Source organism: Dyella sp. CR10 (assembly GCF_055814425.1).
This window is the reverse complement of record NZ_CP185986.1, coordinates 3,971,305-3,986,960: the sequence shown is the minus strand read 5'-3', so window position 1 is coordinate 3,986,960 and position 15,656 is coordinate 3,971,305. Positions and strand designations below refer to the sequence as shown.

Below are 15,656 nucleotides of genomic sequence, written 5' to 3'. Positions count from 1 at the left end.
GGGAGGACCGACGACATGGCTAATACGATCGAAGTGAAAGTCCCCGACATCGGCGGCCACGACAACGTGCCGGTGATCGAAGTGCTGGTGAAGGCCGGCGACACGGTGACCAAGGACCAGAGCCTGATCACGCTCGAGTCGGACAAGGCGACGATGGAGATTCCGTCGAGCGCTGCCGGCATCATCAAGGAAGTGAAGGTGAAGGTGGGCGACGAGCTGTCGGAAGGGGCGGTGATCGCCATTCTGGAAGCCAGCGACGCCGCCGCGCCCCAGGCCGAAGCGCCCAAGGCCGCGGTGTCCGCCGCGCCAGCGCCGGCGCCGGCCAAGGCGGCTCCGGCACCCGCGCCGCAGGCTGCGGGTGCATCGGGTTGCCAGGCCGATATCGAATGCAAGCTGGTGGTGCTCGGCTCCGGTCCGGGCGGCTACACGGCCGCGTTCCGCGCTGCCGACCTTGGCGTCGACACGGTGCTGGTGGAGCGCTACGCCACCCTCGGTGGCGTCTGCCTCAACGTCGGCTGCATTCCGTCCAAGGCGCTGCTGCATGCCGCCGCCGTCATCGACGAGGCCGAGGCCATGGCCGCCCACGGCGTGAGCTTCGGCAAGCCCAAGCTCGACCTGGACAAGCTGCGCGGCTTCAAGACCAAGGTCGTCGGCCAGCTCACCGGCGGCCTCGCCGGCATGGCCAAGCAGCGCAAGGTGCGCACGGTGCAGGGCACCGGCACCTTCGTGTCGCCGCACGAGATGGAAGTCCAGACGGCCGAAGGCCCCAAGCTGATCCGCTTCGAGTACGCCATCATCGCCGCCGGCTCGCAGTCGGTGAAGCTGCCGGCGTTCCCGTGGGACGACGAGCGCGTGGTGGATTCCACCGGCGCGCTGGAGCTGAAGGACGTGCCCGCCAAGCTGCTGGTGGTGGGCGGCGGCATCATCGGCTTGGAGATGGCCACGGTGTATTCGGCCCTCGGCAGCGAAGTGACCGTGGTCGAGTTCATGGACCAGCTGATTCCCGGCGCCGATGCCGACCTGATCAAGCCGCTGGCCAAGCGCCTGGGCGGCAAGCTCAAGGGCGTGCACCTGAAAACCAAGGTGGTCGAGGCCAAGGCCACCAAGAAGGGCATCGAGGTCGCCTACGAAGGCGACAGCATTCCCGAGACCAAACTGTTCGATCGCGTGCTGGTCGCCGTGGGCCGTTCGCCCAACGGCAACAAGATCGGCGCCGACAAGGCCGGCGTCGCGGTGACCGAGCGCGGCTTCATCAACGTCGACACGCAGATGCGCACGAACGTGCCGCACATCTTCGCCATCGGCGATCTGGTCGGCCAGCCGATGCTGGCGCACAAGGCCACGCACGAGGCGCGCGTGGCCGCTGAAGTGGTGTCCGGCATGAAGAGCTATTTCGACGCGCGCGTGATCCCGTCCGTCGCCTTCACCGATCCTGAGGTGGCATGGGTCGGCGTGACCGAGCGCGAGGCGAAGGATAAGGGCCTGAAGGTCGGCGTGGGCAAATTCCCGTGGGTGGCCAGCGGCCGCGCCATCGGCATCGACCGCACCGAGGGCTTCACCAAGCTGCTGTTCGACGAAGAAACCCACCGCGTCATCGGCGGCGCCATCGTCGGCCCGCACGCGGGCGACCTGATCGCCGAGATCACGCATGCCATCGAGATGGGCAGCGAGGCAGCGGACATCGGGCTCACCATCCATCCGCATCCCACGCTGAGCGAATCGGTGGGCATGGCGGCGGAGGTGTACGAAGGGACCATCACCGACCTGTACATCCCCAAGCGAAAGTAACTCGGTCGGAAGTGTCCGTGTTGCAAAAGAGCCCGAGCTTGCCTCGGGCTCTTTTGTTTGCAGGCGTCATTCCGGCTGCGCCGGAACGACGGGCTGGGCTCAGTTCGACTCCGTGAACTGGATATACGGGGTCGAGCCGCCGCCAGTGCTGCAACTGCCCAGGTTGAGGTTGTTGCTCTCGCCGGTGCTGCCGGAGTTGGCCACGCAGGAGGGGGCCGAGGTCGAGCCGTTAGTCACCGCCAGCTTCGCCGTGATCGACGAGCCGCTGTTGAACTGGGCTTCCGAGCCGCCGGCATTGCCGATCACGTTCCATTCCGCGACTTTCCACACCTGCGCCAGGTAGAGCACGCTGTCCTTGCCGCTGGAGCTATAGGCCTGGGTACCATTGGTAAAGACCACGGTGTCGTTGCCGCCGGCAGTGACGGTGCCGGTGAGCTTCACATTGGCGAGCTGCGTGGCCGGAACGTCCGGCGCGGTCGCGGCGGCGCTGTTCCTGTAGCAGTCGCCGGCGCCGTCGCTGCCGAAGCCGCTCGGGCAGGTGCTGCCGCCGTAGCCGATCAGCCAGTACTGCATGAATACCGCCGCTTCGCCATTGACGCTGTAGTCGGGCGCATAGACGTATTGCTGCCACACCGTGCAGCCGGAGTGGCCGCGGCAGGCCGATGTGGTGTCGTCGAAGCTGGAGTTGATCTGCAGCGAGTACTCGTTCGGGCCGAGGATGCCGCCGCCGCCATAAGCCGCTACGCCGACGCCCGACTCGGAGGTCACGCCGGTCACCGAGGGGAAGCTGCCGACGGCCTTGGTGATCAGGGTCGAGGACTGCAGTGTGTAGTCGTTGCCGTTGCCGGCGTTCTGCGCGGCGCCGAAGCTGCGCCAGCGCGGCGTGGGCGTCACGCGAGGAATGGCCTCTTTGCACGCCGTGCGTTGCCAGATGATGCTGGGATAGGTGGCATGGAAACAGCCTTCGGACGGCGTGGCGATATGCGAGATGTCATGACGCCACTGCTCGCGCGCCTGCGCTTCGAGCGGGCCCACGATCTCGGTGCCGGCTTGCGCGGAAACGTCCGCGGGCGGTGCGGCATGCGCCGCGGAAAGGCAGAGGGCGCCGAGCACGCCGGCTGCCAGAACAAGGTTCAACTTGGCACGCATTGAAATTCTCCCTGGTACACGAAGCTATCGGGTTCCGGTGCTGGACTATCCAGGCGCCGGCTTTTTTTGACGACAACCCACCTCTGCGCCGGCCAGCTTTCGTTGGCGGCGACATCTCACGCAGCTGCATGTCTCCCGCGGGATCCTTCGCGGAGAGTCGAACGATGATGCATCCCCTTGAGAGAACATTCGGCCGTCCAGACGCGAATGCTCCGGCGGCTTAGGTAATGCATAGGCGAGCGCATTGCAAATCGAAAAAGACTGCGTCAAGCATCTGCGACGAAAAGCAACTCAAACGTGCATGGGTGTGTGGCGTGCGAGTCTTGAATTTAAGTGGTCGACGACGAAATCGTTGCGCTTTTCATGATGTTCAACGATTCGTGTATTCGAAAAAACGCGCGGGTGATGGCCGCGTGAACGCCACGCGGTTTCGCGCGTGACGAGTTCAATCGCTTCCGATTCGTGCATGCGGTGCCGTCAGCCGCGCATCGATCGAGTTCGCGCAACGAGCATTCAAGTGCAAGGACGAAGACGAAGGTCAGCGCCATGGCCGGCAGTGCCAGCGCGAAGCTGGGCGCGCCGCGGCAGTCGCGCCGCATCAGCACGAACAAAGTGAGGCCGACCGCAGGTAGCACGGCAAGCGCCACGAACCAGGCGAGGACGTGATGGATGGTTATGTCGATTTCCCAGGCGCGGAGCATCCCTGGTGGACGTCGCGCCGGTGGCGCGGCTCAGGCCGTCCGTGCGCGGGACAAGGCAGGTGCGGGCGCGGAAGTAGAAGTCCGATTCGGTCGCCGAAGCCGGCTACGCTGGCGCTCGCCGGCTTGCAAAGTGCCGGATAGGCGGCATGTGATGTGTCTCTTTCATTTCTCGAAGGTGCTTCATGACTCTTCATGTCTGTCTGGCAGGGGCCACCGGCTGGGCCGGTTCCGAACTCGCCCGCGGCCTGGCTGCTGCCGATGACCTCACGCTGGTTAGCGCGGTATCGCGCCGCCACGCAGGCGGCTTGCTTGCGCAGGCACTCGGCGACGAACGCCTGCAGGTCCCCGTGTTCGCCACCGCAACCGAAGCGCTGGCCAAGCAGCCGGTCGACGTGTTCATGGAATACACCAGGCCCGATAGCGCCAAGGGCAACATCCTCGCCGCGCTGGAGCATGGCGCGCACGTCGTGGTCGGCACGTCTGGCCTGTCCGACGAGGATTACGCGGATATCGATCGCGTGGCGCACGCGCAGCAACGCAGCGTGCTGGCCTGCGGCAATTTCGCGCTCACCATGGTGCTGCTGCAGAAGTTTGCCGAGCAGGCGGCGAAGTACATCCCAAGCTGGGAAATCATCGACTACGCCTATGAAGGCAAGCCCGATGCGCCCAGCGGCACGGTGCGCGAACTGGCCGGCCGGCTCGGCCAGGTACGTCAGCCGGCGCTCGGCCTGCCGCTGGAGCAGACGCGTGGCGTGCGCGAGACGCGTGGCGGCACGCTGGGTGGCGCCCAGGTGCATGCCGTGCGCTTGCCGGGCTTCGTGCTCGGTGCGGAAGTGATCTTCGGCATGCCGGACCAGACCCTGACCCTGCGCCATAACGCGGGCAGCAGCGCCAGGCCCTATGTGGACGGCGCCTTGCTGGCTATCCGCCGGGTCGGGACCTTGGCCCCCGGCGTGCATCGGGGCCTGGACAAGGTGCTGGAGCTTTAATCGCGGATCAGCCGCGCGCCTTGGCGCCCTTGTCCTCAGCCAGCGAGTCGACCAGGTGCGATTCCAGCTGCTGCAGGTGGGACTGGGTTTCCTGCGAGGTGATGATCATGCCGCGCAGCGCGATGATGAATTCCATCGGGTCCACCGGCACATCGAGATTGATGCGGGTATGCAGCGCACCCATGCTGGGCGCATTGAGCAGCGTGACGCTGTCGTGGGTCATCCAGCTGGAGGCATCGCGCATATTGGCGTAAGCCGCCGCATAGCGCTGCAGCCGCGCCGCGTCCAGCCAGCTGGCCGACTGGTCCGCCACCGCCACATCCCAGGCCTGCGAGGCGAACGTCGGCCAGTTCAGGCTGAGCTTGAAGGCCTTCTTCTGCGCCTGGATGTGCTGGTTGATCACGGCGGCGGATACGCCCTGGCGCAGATCCTGGCTGATCGCGTCGTCCAGTTGCTGCAAGGGCACGATGAAGTCCCGGTTGACCTTGATCGAGGTGCGCACGTCGGCCAGGTTGGCCTCCAGCTCGGCGCGGATGGAGGTATTGGCCGCTTCGGCGGCGTGCAGATGGTGGCTGCGCTCGATCCATTGCTCCAGCCCGAGCGCGGTCAGGATGCTGAGCACGATCATCAGATAGTGCTTGGCGAAATCCTTGAACGAGTGCATCGGAAGCTTGGGTACTTCGAAGTGCATGCGAGGTGCTCCAGCGCGCATCGGCGGCGAACGCGGAGCGTACCCGATCCCCCTTTCTCCGCGCACGCGGCTGGATCGCCGGGAAGCAGAAAAGGCCGCCGGGGTGCCGGCGGCCAAAGGGGAGATCCGTGGTACGGCGGGCGAGCCGCCGTACCACGCGACAGCTTGTGCGTTTACAGCGAGAAGTCGTACTCGGCGTTCAGCTGCACATAGCGCGGCGCCTGGTAGGCGGTCGGCATGCGGTAGGTGGTGGGCACCAGCGAGTTGCCGCCGGTCGGGCCGGATTCGCCCTGCTGGTTCACCGAGGTGACGCCCTGCTTGTTGAACACGTTGAACACGTTGGCGCGCAGCGTCAGTCCCTTCATCCAGCGCGGCTTGTAGGCCGCGTTGAGGTCCAGCTCCCAGATGTTGGGCGTGCGGCCGGCGCTGCCTTGCGGTACCACCTTGCCGGCGCAGTAGTCGTAGCTGCCGGTGCCGTAGCTGCCGACGATGCTGGCGTCTACCGGGTTGTAGCCATAGCAGCTAATCGGCAGGCCGGTCTGGAACATGCCGTTGGCGCCGACGGTCCACTCGTCGTTGATCTGCCATGCGCCGTACGCCTTGACCGTGTTGCGATGGTCATTGGGCAGGTAGCCGTTGGAACCGATCATCAGTTCCGGGTAGTCGAACAGATATGACGTACCGGTATCGGACTGCTTGTTGTTGGAGTTGACCAGGCCTTCGGTGTTGCCCCACAGGCGCGCCCACACGTACGACACCTTCACATAGAACTGGTTGTCGAAGGCGCGCTCGGCCGTCAGTTCCAGCGACTCGTACTTGCGCTTGTACTTCGGCTCGCCGATCTGCGCCGCGGTGAGGTTGATCGGATAGAGCTTGCCGCTGGCATCGATCGGAAACAGCACGCTGGCGCTGCTGCCCGGGTTGAAGATGAAGCAGCCGCCCGGGATGGAGCCGGGATCCACCGAGCCGAGCTGGTCGGTCGGCAGGCTGGTGCCGAAGTGCGCGTTGGCGTACGCGTACACCGGACGCAGGTCGCAGGAGTCGTCGGTACCGTTGATGACCTTGCGCAAGGTGGCCTTGGCGCCGAAGGTCCAGTTCTGCACCTGCTGCTGCGCGCCCAGGATGAACTCGCGCTGCTTGAACGGACGCAGGTTGGTCGCGGCAGACGAATGCGGGTTGGGCGTGGCGCCGGTTTCGCCGTTGAAGTACGTCGGCGCCAGCGACGGATCGAACGCGAGCAGCGACGCCGGCAACGGGGCCAGGCCGGTCGGCTTGCCGGTCGCGGTGTCGACGCCAGTGTAGGTGAAGTACTGGTAGCCGTAGATCGACGCGGACGCGCCGCGCAGCGATACCTCGGCATCCAGCGGCAGTGAGTAATCGCCGGCGCTGCCGAAGACCTTCAGCGACGAATCCCCGTGCACGTCCCACGAGAAACCCAGGCGCGGCTGCCAGCTGTTGGTCATCTTCACGTAGGTCTGGCCCAGGCCGTTCTGGTCCTTGAACCCGTCGTTGCGGATGCCGATGCGCACCATCAGGTTATTGGTGACCTGCCATTTGTCCTGCAGGTAGAAGGCCTTCTGCTGCAGCGTGGCCTTGGCGCCCGTGGAGAACTGCAGCGCCTGCACGATGTTGTCGCTCGGCGCCGCGGTCGGCGCGTAGCCCAGATAGTCGGCCGGAATCGAGAAGTAGTTGAAGTTGGCGCCGCCTTCCAGGGCCTGGCCGCTGAACGTCTTGAAGCGCGTTTCCTGCCAGCCGGCGGTCAGGTCATGGTCGCCGAGCTTGTACTCGAAATCGATGCGCGCGTTCTTGGTGGTGTCCTTGCTGTTGGGGATGCCCAGATTGCCGGCGAAGCTGCAGCTGTAGGCGGTGTACGGCGTGACGCCGGGAACCCCGTTGAGCACCGCGTCGCGGTTGTCGGTGATGCCGGGACAACCGGGCGCGTTCACCGCGTTGTAGATGTTGCCGTCGTACGACTCCTGCACGCCATTGGCGGCGACGGCACGGTTGGAGCGATGGTTGACGGTCTGGCCGTACATGGCCGATACGGTGAAGTCATCCGTGATATACGAGGTGTACTTCAGGATGTTGTTCATGCCGCCGGTCTTGTTGAGGACCTGGCCGAGGTAGCCGTAGTGATACGGATGGTTGTTGCTGTCGTAGTTGTACTGGTAGATCGAGCTGGTCTGGCGCGTCGTGTTGTCGAAGCCGGTGTACTCCAGCACGTTGCTCGAATTGATGTTCCAGTCCAGCTTCACCAGGTAGGTGGGGTTGGTGAACTTGTTGGCCGTATAGCCCGGGCTGCCCAGGTTCTGGGCGTTGCCGTAAGAGGCATCGGTGGTGCGGGTGCCGCCGACCAGGGCGAACAGGAACAGCTGGTCCTTGATCAGTGGGCCGCCCAGCCAGGCGTTCCAGCGGCTGTCGAAGTCGGTGGCGTTGCCGCCGCCGCCGCCGCCCGCGCCGGCGTTCGCCACGTTGCCCACCACGAAGTTGCGGTTGCCGGAGTTGGATTGGTAAAGCGTGCCGTTGTTCTCGTAGATGTTTTTCTGCGAGGACTGCAGCGAGTGCGGATTCCAGGTGATGTCGGCGCCGCCCTTCCATTCGTTGGTGCCGCGCTTGGTCTGCACCGAGATCACGCCGCCGGTGGAGTTGCCGTACTCGGCGCCGTAGCCGCCGTTCTGCACTTCTTCCTGGTCGATCGCCTCGAACGGTACGGCCGAATACGTCAGGCTCTGGAACATGTTGCTGACGTTGAAGCCGTTGACGTAGTAGCTGTTCTCGGCAACCGAGGAGCCATTCACCGAAGCGAGGTTGCCGAAGGCGCTGTCGCCGCGCGACACGCCCGGCGCGAGCAGCGCGACCGAGGTCTGGTTGCGCGCGATCGGCAAGGTCTTCATCTGCTCGGAGGTGAGCACCGTGGTGGTCTGCACCGACGATACGTCGATCGCCGGCAGCGCATTGGCCACCACGCTGATGACGCCCAGCTGCTGCGCATTGCCCGGCGTGGCTGCGGTCGTCGCCAGGTTGAGGTTGAAGCCCTGGCCCGCCACCACGCGGATATCGCGACTGGTGGACTGCCCGTTCTCGGTGACGTTCACCCGATAGGTGCCCGGCTGTACCGAGCTGACGTTGAACTTGCCGTCTTTGTCGACGGTGACCTCGCGTGACTGATTGCTGCCGAGGTTGACCAGTTCCACCTTGGCGCCCGGATCGGCGGTGCCGTAGACGGAACCTACGGTGCTTTGCGCGTGGACGGCTGCAGTGCCGAGGCCGAGAGCTACCGCGATGGCGAGGGCTGCACGGTGCTGGCGCAGAGCCCGGTAATGACTGCGGTACGACATTTATTCCCCTCCTAGGTGTTAGCCCGGTGACCACGGTGGCGGCGGGCAATCGTTTCTGCTCCTGACGAACCGGCAACAGCATCCCGTTCCGCGGGCTCGAGCCGCACGGATGGCTGTCGATTAACAACGTATTGGCTGCGTCAGTCTCCCCATCCCGCATGCAAGCCAGAAGCAAGCTAGCCGCTGCGGGCGCGCCGACAGTAGCGAGAGAAACAATCGTGACGCAATGGTTATTTTTAGGTGACGTTGACTTTTCAGAAATAACGGCAATTACTTGCTGGCGATTATGCGAGGCGCAAGAAATGGCGATTTTAAAAACGGTCTTCTTTTTCCAGGTTTTCGATTATCCCTGGCTACACCGGCAGCTAATTTTTTTCGAAATGGCTGTTTGATCGAAACTACCTGCAATGGCGTCCGTCAAGACCACGAAAGCCCCGGGAGCGTCCTGGATCGATCGCCGAGGCGTCCTTTCAGGACGGGTCGAACAGGTCGTGTTGCGCCACGTAGCTCTCCCGCTCGACAAAGCCGGAGAGGCCCACGCCGACCAGTCGGTAGCGGCTGGCGGTGTCGCGGGCCACGCGGGTGCGCAGCGCGCAGGCCAGATTGGCCAGATCGGTCGCGGAGGCGGGCAACACCGGCGGCGTGAGGCTGCGCGTGAGCGTGTGGAAATCGGCGGTCTTGAGCTTGAGCACCACGGTGCGTGCGATGCGGCCATGTGCGCCTGCCGCTTCGCGCTGATGTGCGGCCCAGGTCTTTTCGGCGAGCCGGCGGATGTGCGGCTCCAGTTCGTCCAGCGTCAGATCGTGCTCGAAGGTGTCCTCGGCCGAGACCTGCAGGGTGGGGCGATCCGGTTCGACCGAGTGTTCGTCGATGCCCAGCGACAGCTCATGCAGCCGCCGGCCCCAGCGGCCGAAGCGCTGCTCCAGCGCTTCGGCGGCGAGCGTGCGCAGTTCGCCCACCGTGGCGATGCCCATCGCGGTGAGCTTGCCCTCCATCACCTTGCCTACGCCGGGCAGGCGGCCGACGGGCAGCGGCGCGAGGAACTCAAGCGCGTGCTGCGGGCGAACCACGAACAGGCCATCGGGCTTGTTCCAGTCCGAGGCGATCTTCGCCAGGAACTTGTTCGGCGCCACGCCGGCTGACGCCGTCAGCTGCGTTTCCTCGCGGATCGCCGTGCGGATGGCTTCCGCCGTGGCCGTGGCCGACGGCAGGGCCGTCTTGGTGGCGGTGACGTCGAGGTAGGCCTCGTCCAGCGAGAGCGGTTCGACGAGGTCGGTGTGCCGCGCGAAGATCTCGCGCACCTGCCGCGATACCGCCTTGTAGCGGCTGAAGTCCGGCGGCACGAAGATCGCCTGCGGACATAGCCGTTCCGCGCGCACCGCCGGCATGGCCGAGCGCACGCCGAATTTGCGCGCTTCGTAGCTGGCGGCACACACCACTGAACGCGCACCGCGCCACGCCACCACCACCGGCCTGCCGCGCAGCGACGGGTCGTCGCGCTGCTCCACCGACGCGTAGAACGCGTCCATGTCGACGTGGATGATCTTGCGCTGGACGGGGGACACGAACGTAGAGCGGGTCGGGGACGTGGCGGCGGCGAAAGTTAAGCATGGAATGGCGCGGCATGCTCGATCCCCCGGCGGGCTTGCCTATTCCTGCGGATATCCGGCGACGGCATTGAACGGGGGCGTGTCGCCCGCAGATCACGCGCGCTTACCGGCCACCCTGCAAGGATGGCTTTCTGAAACAAGGAAAAAGCTGCCATGAAGATACTGATGGTCCTGACCTCGCACGACCAGCTCGGCAACACCGGCCACAAGACCGGTTTCTGGCTGGAGGAATTCGCCGCGCCGTACTACGTATTCAAAGATGCCGGCGCCGACGTGGTGCTGACCTCGCCCAAGGGCGGCCAGCCGCCGCTCGATCCGAAGAGCGACGCGCCGGACGCGCAGACCGAGGCGACCCGGCGTTTCCGCGCCGACGCCAAGGCCACGGCGGCGCTGGCCAGCACGTTGCCGCTGACCGAAGCGGCGAAAGCCACGTACGATGCCGTGTTCTATCCCGGCGGCCACGGGCCGCTGTGGGATCTGGCCGAGGACAAGGCCTCGATCGACCTGATCGAGCGCACCTACGCGGCCGGCAAGCCGGTCGGCGCGGTCTGCCATGGTCCGGGTGTGTTTCGCCATGCGCGCCAGAAGGGCGAGCCGCTGGTGAAGGGCAAGCGCGTCACGGGGTTCACCAACGGCGAGGAGGCCGCGGTCGGCCTGACCGACGTGGTGCCGTTCCTGGTCGAGGACATGCTCAAGGCGGCCGGCGGCGAGTACTCGAAGGCGGCCGACTTCCATCCCTACGCGATCACTGACGGCAATCTGGTGACTGGCCAGAATCCGGCGTCCTCGGTGGAGGCGGCCAAGGCCGTGCTGTCGCTGCTGCGCGCCGACGGCTGAGCGCCTGATGCCGTACCGGAGGAAGGGCGCGCGTGGCGCCCTTCCTCTCCATAGCTGTGCCACATAGGGCACAGGTCATCGGTTATCAGGCGCCTTCCCGGGTTATCGTCGGTGCCATGACCGACACCTCTCCTTCTTATCTGCGCCGCCTCGGCACCTGGGACGCCGCCGCCATCGTGATCGGCGGCGTGATCGGCGGCGGTATCTTCCGCAGCGCCTCCACCGTGGCCGAGCGCACCTCATCGGGCTGGGAGTTGCTGACGCTGTGGGCCGTGGGCGGCTTGCTCACCCTCACCGGCGTGCTGTGCTACGCGGAGCTGGGCGCACGCAGGCCACAGGCAGGCGGTATCTACATCTATCTGCGCGAGGCCTTCGGTCAGCTGCCGGCCTTCCTGTTCGGCTGGACCATGGCGCTGATCAACTACCCCGGCAGCGTGGCCGCAGTGGCGACCACTTTCGCCGATTACTTCTGCGCCGCGACCGGCCTGCCGGTGTACTGGGTCAAGCCGGTCGCTGCGGCCGCGATCGCTTTCATCGTCGGCGTGAATTTCTTCGGCATCCGTGCCGGTTCGCGCATGCTCAATGTCTTCACCGTGCTCAAGCTCGCGGCCATCGCCATGCTGGTGGCTACCGCGCTGGTGCTGGCGCGCGGGCACCTGGGTACGGCGCTGGAGCCGGATCCGGCCCACGCGGCCAGGCCGCGGGATTTCCTCGGCGCGCTGCTGCCAGTGCTGTTCACCTATGGCGGCTTCCATTACCTCAACGACCTCGCCGGCGAAGTGCGCGAACCGCAGCGCACGCTGCCGCGTGCGCTAGGTCTCGGACTGGCTGCCGTGGTGGTGTGCTATGTGCTGGTCAACTTTGCTTATCTGGCCGGTCTTGGCCACGCGGGCCTGGCCGGCAGCCGCGCGCCGGCTGCGGATCTGATGCACCGGCTGTTCGGCGAAGCGGGCGCGCGCATCATGGCGGTAGGCATCGCATGCTCCACCTTCGGCTACTGCAGCATCGCCATCGCTGGTGGTGCGCGCGTTCTGCAGACGATGGGTGCCGACGGCATGTTCTTCCGCGCCGTCGGTCGGATCGAGCCGCAATCACGCGCGCCGCAGGTGGCGCTGGCGGTGCTCGGTGGCTGGGCGATCGTGCTGGTGCTGTCCGGCAGTTTCGGCCAGCTGCTCAACTACACGACCGTGGGCGAGTGGCTGTTCCACGCCTTCGGCATCGCCACGCTGTTCTGGTACCGGCGCCGCTTCGCGATGCAGCCTGCGCCGTATCGCGTGCCGTTCTATCCGCTGTTGCCGCTGCTGTTCGTGGTAACGGTGCTGGCTGTGATCGCCGCGACCACGCTGGATTCGCCCGGCGATGCAGGCATGAGCCTGCTGCTGGTGCTGCTCGGCGCGCCGGTGTATTACATCTGGCGCGCGTGGCAGCGGCGCGGTCTGGCATGAATAGGGCCGGCACACTTTCCCCGGTGTAGGAGATACCTGTGAAGCGGTGGCAACGGCTGATCGCCTGGAGCATGGCCTGCCTGTGCGCAGCCCCGGCGGCCGCGGGAGAGCTGGACGATCTTGGACAGCCTTCCGCGCGCATCGCCTTGGAGCATGTGCAGCGTGGCACGCCGGGCAGCGCGGTCGACTTGCTGCCGTATATCTTCCAGCCCGCAGCCGCACCTAACTTGCGCATCGCACCCGCACAGGGCACCTGGGACTGGTCGGGCCAGGGCGAGCTGCGCCTGCGCGTCCAGAACGGCATGGCGTGGGCGGTGACGTTGCAGATCGATATCGAAGGCGTGGGTGCCGAGCAGGCCTTGCACGCAACGGTCGGCGTGCCCGCAGGCCCGCCGCAGACCGTGATCGTGCCGCTGCATGCCGCCTCGCCGCGCAGGCAGGGCATGCAGGTAGCGCCACCAATGCCATATGAGGCAGGCGGCCAGCGGCTGCTGGTGGCGACCACGGTCGGCGGCGAACTTGAACTGCACAAGGTGGCCGCCGTGCGGCTGACGGTGCCGGCGCCGCAGGCGGCGCAGACGTTCCTGTTCGGCCGCGTGGAAACGGTCGTCGCGGATGCGGCACTGCGCGCCGCGTATACGGGCATCGTCGATGGCTACGGCCAGTACACACGAGGGCAATGGCCGGAGAAGATCGACGGCGACGCAGCCCTGCGCGCGGCGCAGGCGAAAGCCCAGGCGTCGTTGGCTTCTGCACCGGCCGCCGCGCAGCGCGATCGCTACGGCGGACGCCTGGATGTCCCGACGTTCAAGGCTACGGGCTGGTTTCGCGCCGAACGGCGCGATGGCCGCTGGCACCTGGTGACGCCGGAAGGTCATGCGTTCTTCTCGCTCGGCGTGAACGCGGTGGTGACCGAGCAGCGCAGTTACGTCGAGGGACGCGAGTGGATGTTTGTCGGGTTGCCGCCCGACAGCGGCGCGTGGCGCGCGTTCTACGGCACGGGCGACAACCGCTCGGCCGATGCGGCGGCCACGTCGGGCATCGGCTACAACCATGGACGCTGGTTCGACTTCTACGCGGCCAATCTCTATCGCCTCGATGGCGCGAACTGGAAAGACGCCTGGCGTACGCGCACGCTCGCGCGCCTTCAGGCCTGGGGCTTCAATACGCTGGGCAACTGGAGCGACGAGTCGCTGGCGCGCGCGCATCGACTGGCCTATACGCGCTCGATCGAGGTAGCGGGCGTGTTCGGCAATGTCTCCAGCGGCTACGACTACTGGGGGCGCATGCCCGATCCGTTCGACCCGCGTTTCGCACAGGCAGCGGATATCGCCGCGGCCAATGCGGCACGCGATGTGCGCGACGATCCCTGGCTGCTGGGCTACTTCGCCGACAACGAACTGCCCTGGGGCGGCAGCGGCCCGCAGGGGCGCTGGGGCCTGGCGCTGGGCACGCTGCGCGGCGAAGCGCGCAGCGATGCGAAGCAGGCCTTCCTCGCCGCGCTGATGCGCAAATACGGCGAGCCGGCCAAGCTCGCCGCCGCGTGGGGCATCGAGCTGGCTTCCTGGGATGCCATGCAGGCGACCGGTTATGCCGCGCCGTTGCCGAGCGAGGCGTATCCGGCGATCGGCGCGGATTACAGCGCATGGCTCACGCAGTATGCGCAGCAGTATTTCCGTGTCGTCGCCGAAGCGCTGCGCCGGCACGATCCTCATCACCTGTTCCTCGGCGGCCGCTTCGCGGTGAACACGCCGGAGGCGGTGGCCGCCTGCGCGCGCTACTGCGACGTGATCAGCTTCAACGCCTATGTCGACGTGCCGCAGCACGGCGTGGACATGGCCGCGCTCGCCAAGCTCGGCAAGCCGGCGATGATGACCGAGTTCCATTTCGGCTCGGACGATCGCGGCCCGTTCGGCAAGGGCGTTGCGTCAGTGTGGAACGAAGCGCAGCGAGGCGAAGCCTACGCGCGCTATGTGCAGGCCGCGGCGCAGGATCCGGACATCGTGGGCGCACACTGGTTCGAATACACCGACCAGCCGCCCAGCGGCCGGATTCTCGACGGCGAGAACTCGCACATCGGTCTGGTCGGCATCACCGACCTGCCGTTCAAGAGTTTCGTGGACGCGGTGCGCAAAGCGAACGACGCGGCGAACGCACATTAGTGCAGGTTGGGGTGAGTGCGGCGAACCTGGGATTCGTTGCGCTTACCCCATCTACGTCAGCCCAGCAGGCTGGTGGCGATGCCGAAAGCGACCAGCATGATGACGGCCACCGCGAGGCATGCGCTGGTCGGCTTGATCCGCCGCGCATCGACGCGCGGCACGAGGCGCCATAACAAAGCCGCGCCGACTAGCATGTTCACCACCAGGAAGGCGCGCCAGCCTGCCGTTTGCATCAGTGCAAGAGGGTCGGCCTGCACCGGTGCGCCGCCATGCTTCATGAAGACCGCGCCGACGACGATCACATCCAGCAGCATCCACAGCAGGCAGGCCATGTAGGTGCGGTTGAACACCACCGCGCAGCGCTCGATCCAGCGCAGCACCGCCCACGCGACGATGGCGACGAACAGCGCGCCGATGCTGCTGTAGAGCACCCACCACAACAGGCTGCTGACCAGGATGAGGAGGGTATTCATGCGGCGGGCTCTTCGCCCAGGCCAAGGCGGCGCAGCAGCTTGTCCATCAGCCAGGCGGGGCCGACCAGCAGATACGACAAATCGGTCAGGAAACTGGGGCGGCGGCCTTCGACCGCGTGGCCGACGAACTGCCCGACCCACGCCACGGCGAACACGGCCAGCGCGCTCCAGCGCAGCGTGGACGCTCCCCAGGTTCCGAACATCCAGGCGGTGAGCAGGTCCAGCGCGACGAACAGCGCGAACATCGCGCCGCCCAGGCGGCGCGAATGCTTCCAGTACCACGCGAACGCCAGCACCTGCGCGGCAACCGACCAGAAGCCCGGCCGGCCGAGCAGGGCGGGCACCGGCACGGTCCACAGCAGCGCGATGGCGCTCCACAGGATCAGCGGCACGCAGATTTCGTGCAGACGCTGGTTCAGCGGATGCCGATGATCGTCGGCGTAGCTGTCCAGCCAGGGACGCATGCCGGTTCG

General features: G+C 66.1%; 13 protein-coding genes. 6 read left to right on the top strand and 7 right to left on the bottom strand.

Annotated elements, in window-relative coordinates; genetic code table 11:
- Positions 1 to 15: 15 nt before the first annotated feature.
- Positions 16 to 1,788: a dihydrolipoyl dehydrogenase gene (lpdA, locus tag ACNR9O_RS17995; protein ID WP_473686292.1), complete on the top strand. Its 1,773-nt coding sequence runs from the start codon at positions 16 to 18 to the stop codon at positions 1,786 to 1,788.
- 99 nt (positions 1,789 to 1,887) lie between these two features.
- Here lpdA and ACNR9O_RS17990 read toward each other — a convergent pair whose 3' ends face one another.
- Complete coding sequence (locus ACNR9O_RS17990) at positions 1,888 to 2,937, bottom strand: hypothetical protein (RefSeq protein WP_473686294.1); 1,050 nt, start codon at positions 2,935 to 2,937, stop codon at positions 1,888 to 1,890.
- A 329-nt stretch (positions 2,938 to 3,266) separates the two neighbouring features.
- The gene (locus tag ACNR9O_RS17985; RefSeq protein WP_473686296.1) at positions 3,267 to 3,638 is read right to left on the bottom strand and encodes a hypothetical protein; all 372 of its coding nucleotides are present in this window, start codon (positions 3,636 to 3,638) and stop codon (positions 3,267 to 3,269) included.
- 182 nt (positions 3,639 to 3,820) lie between these two features.
- Between ACNR9O_RS17985 and dapB the strand changes: the two genes are divergently transcribed.
- Complete coding sequence (gene dapB, locus ACNR9O_RS17980) at positions 3,821 to 4,627, top strand: 4-hydroxy-tetrahydrodipicolinate reductase (protein WP_473686298.1); 807 nt, start codon at positions 3,821 to 3,823, stop codon at positions 4,625 to 4,627.
- 7 nt (positions 4,628 to 4,634) lie between these two features.
- On the opposite strand, the gene ACNR9O_RS17975 is transcribed toward dapB, so the two are convergent.
- Entirely contained in the window at positions 4,635 to 5,318 is a 684-nt protein-coding gene (locus tag ACNR9O_RS17975) for a hypothetical protein (RefSeq protein ID WP_473686300.1), read from the bottom strand.
- A gap of 173 nt (positions 5,319 to 5,491) precedes the next feature.
- Positions 5,492 to 8,656 carry a TonB-dependent receptor gene (locus ACNR9O_RS17970; protein WP_473686302.1) on the bottom strand — a complete coding sequence of 1,055 codons (3,165 nt, stop codon included), beginning with the start codon at positions 8,654 to 8,656 and terminating at the stop codon, positions 5,492 to 5,494.
- 158 nt (positions 8,657 to 8,814) lie between these two features.
- Here ACNR9O_RS17970 and ACNR9O_RS17965 point away from each other — a divergent pair, with 158 nt between their 5' ends.
- Complete coding sequence (locus tag ACNR9O_RS17965; RefSeq protein ID WP_473686304.1) at positions 8,815 to 9,048, top strand: hypothetical protein; 234 nt, start codon at positions 8,815 to 8,817, stop codon at positions 9,046 to 9,048.
- A 78-nt stretch (positions 9,049 to 9,126) separates the two neighbouring features.
- On the opposite strand, the gene dinB is transcribed toward ACNR9O_RS17965, so the two are convergent.
- A complete protein-coding gene (dinB, locus tag ACNR9O_RS17960; protein ID WP_473686306.1) occupies positions 9,127 to 10,221 on the bottom strand; it encodes a DNA polymerase IV in 1,095 nt (364 codons plus the stop codon).
- Between the two features lie 198 nt (positions 10,222 to 10,419).
- Here dinB and ACNR9O_RS17955 point away from each other — a divergent pair, with 198 nt between their 5' ends.
- From ACNR9O_RS17955 to ACNR9O_RS17945, 3 genes are all read left to right on the top strand, one after another.
- Positions 10,420 to 11,103 (top strand): type 1 glutamine amidotransferase domain-containing protein, encoded by a 684-nt coding sequence (locus ACNR9O_RS17955; protein WP_473686308.1) that lies wholly within the window; start codon positions 10,420 to 10,422, stop codon positions 11,101 to 11,103.
- A gap of 116 nt (positions 11,104 to 11,219) precedes the next feature.
- A complete protein-coding gene (locus ACNR9O_RS17950) occupies positions 11,220 to 12,548 on the top strand; it encodes an APC family permease (protein WP_473686310.1) in 1,329 nt (442 codons plus the stop codon).
- Positions 12,549 to 12,586: 38 nt separating this feature from the next.
- Positions 12,587 to 14,710: a hypothetical protein gene (locus tag ACNR9O_RS17945; protein WP_473686312.1), complete on the top strand. Its 2,124-nt coding sequence runs from the start codon at positions 12,587 to 12,589 to the stop codon at positions 14,708 to 14,710.
- A gap of 56 nt (positions 14,711 to 14,766) precedes the next feature.
- Here ACNR9O_RS17945 and ACNR9O_RS17940 read toward each other — a convergent pair whose 3' ends face one another.
- Positions 14,767 to 15,183 carry a hypothetical protein gene (locus ACNR9O_RS17940; protein ID WP_473686314.1) on the bottom strand — a complete coding sequence of 139 codons (417 nt, stop codon included), beginning with the start codon at positions 15,181 to 15,183 and terminating at the stop codon, positions 14,767 to 14,769.
- Positions 15,180 to 15,647 carry an Mpo1 family 2-hydroxy fatty acid dioxygenase gene (locus ACNR9O_RS17935; protein ID WP_473686316.1) on the bottom strand — a complete coding sequence of 156 codons (468 nt, stop codon included), beginning with the start codon at positions 15,645 to 15,647 and terminating at the stop codon, positions 15,180 to 15,182. The genes ACNR9O_RS17940 and ACNR9O_RS17935 overlap by 4 nt, the downstream gene beginning before the upstream one ends.
- Positions 15,648 to 15,656: the final 9 nt, after the last annotated feature.

What these genes read in the sequence shown, in the direction of transcription:
- lpdA (WP_473686292.1), top strand. Translation starts at nt 16, where the DNA reads ATGGCTAATACGATCGAAGTGAAAGTCCCCGACATCGGCGGCCACGAC.
- ACNR9O_RS17990 (WP_473686294.1), bottom strand. Translation starts at nt 2,937, where the DNA reads ATGCGTGCCAAGTTGAACCTTGTTCTGGCAGCCGGCGTGCTCGGCGCC.
- ACNR9O_RS17985 (WP_473686296.1), bottom strand. Translation starts at nt 3,638, where the DNA reads ATGCTCCGCGCCTGGGAAATCGACATAACCATCCATCACGTCCTCGCC.
- dapB (WP_473686298.1), top strand. Translation starts at nt 3,821, where the DNA reads ATGACTCTTCATGTCTGTCTGGCAGGGGCCACCGGCTGGGCCGGTTCC.
- ACNR9O_RS17975 (WP_473686300.1), bottom strand. Translation starts at nt 5,318, where the DNA reads ATGCACTTCGAAGTACCCAAGCTTCCGATGCACTCGTTCAAGGATTTC.
- ACNR9O_RS17970 (WP_473686302.1), bottom strand. Translation starts at nt 8,656, where the DNA reads ATGTCGTACCGCAGTCATTACCGGGCTCTGCGCCAGCACCGTGCAGCC.
- ACNR9O_RS17965 (WP_473686304.1), top strand. Translation starts at nt 8,815, where the DNA reads ATGCAAGCCAGAAGCAAGCTAGCCGCTGCGGGCGCGCCGACAGTAGCG.
- ACNR9O_RS17955 (WP_473686308.1), top strand. Translation starts at nt 10,420, where the DNA reads ATGAAGATACTGATGGTCCTGACCTCGCACGACCAGCTCGGCAACACC.
- ACNR9O_RS17950 (WP_473686310.1), top strand. Translation starts at nt 11,220, where the DNA reads ATGACCGACACCTCTCCTTCTTATCTGCGCCGCCTCGGCACCTGGGAC.
- ACNR9O_RS17940 (WP_473686314.1), bottom strand. Translation starts at nt 15,183, where the DNA reads ATGAATACCCTCCTCATCCTGGTCAGCAGCCTGTTGTGGTGGGTGCTC.
- ACNR9O_RS17935 (WP_473686316.1), bottom strand. Translation starts at nt 15,647, where the DNA reads ATGCGTCCCTGGCTGGACAGCTACGCCGACGATCATCGGCATCCGCTG.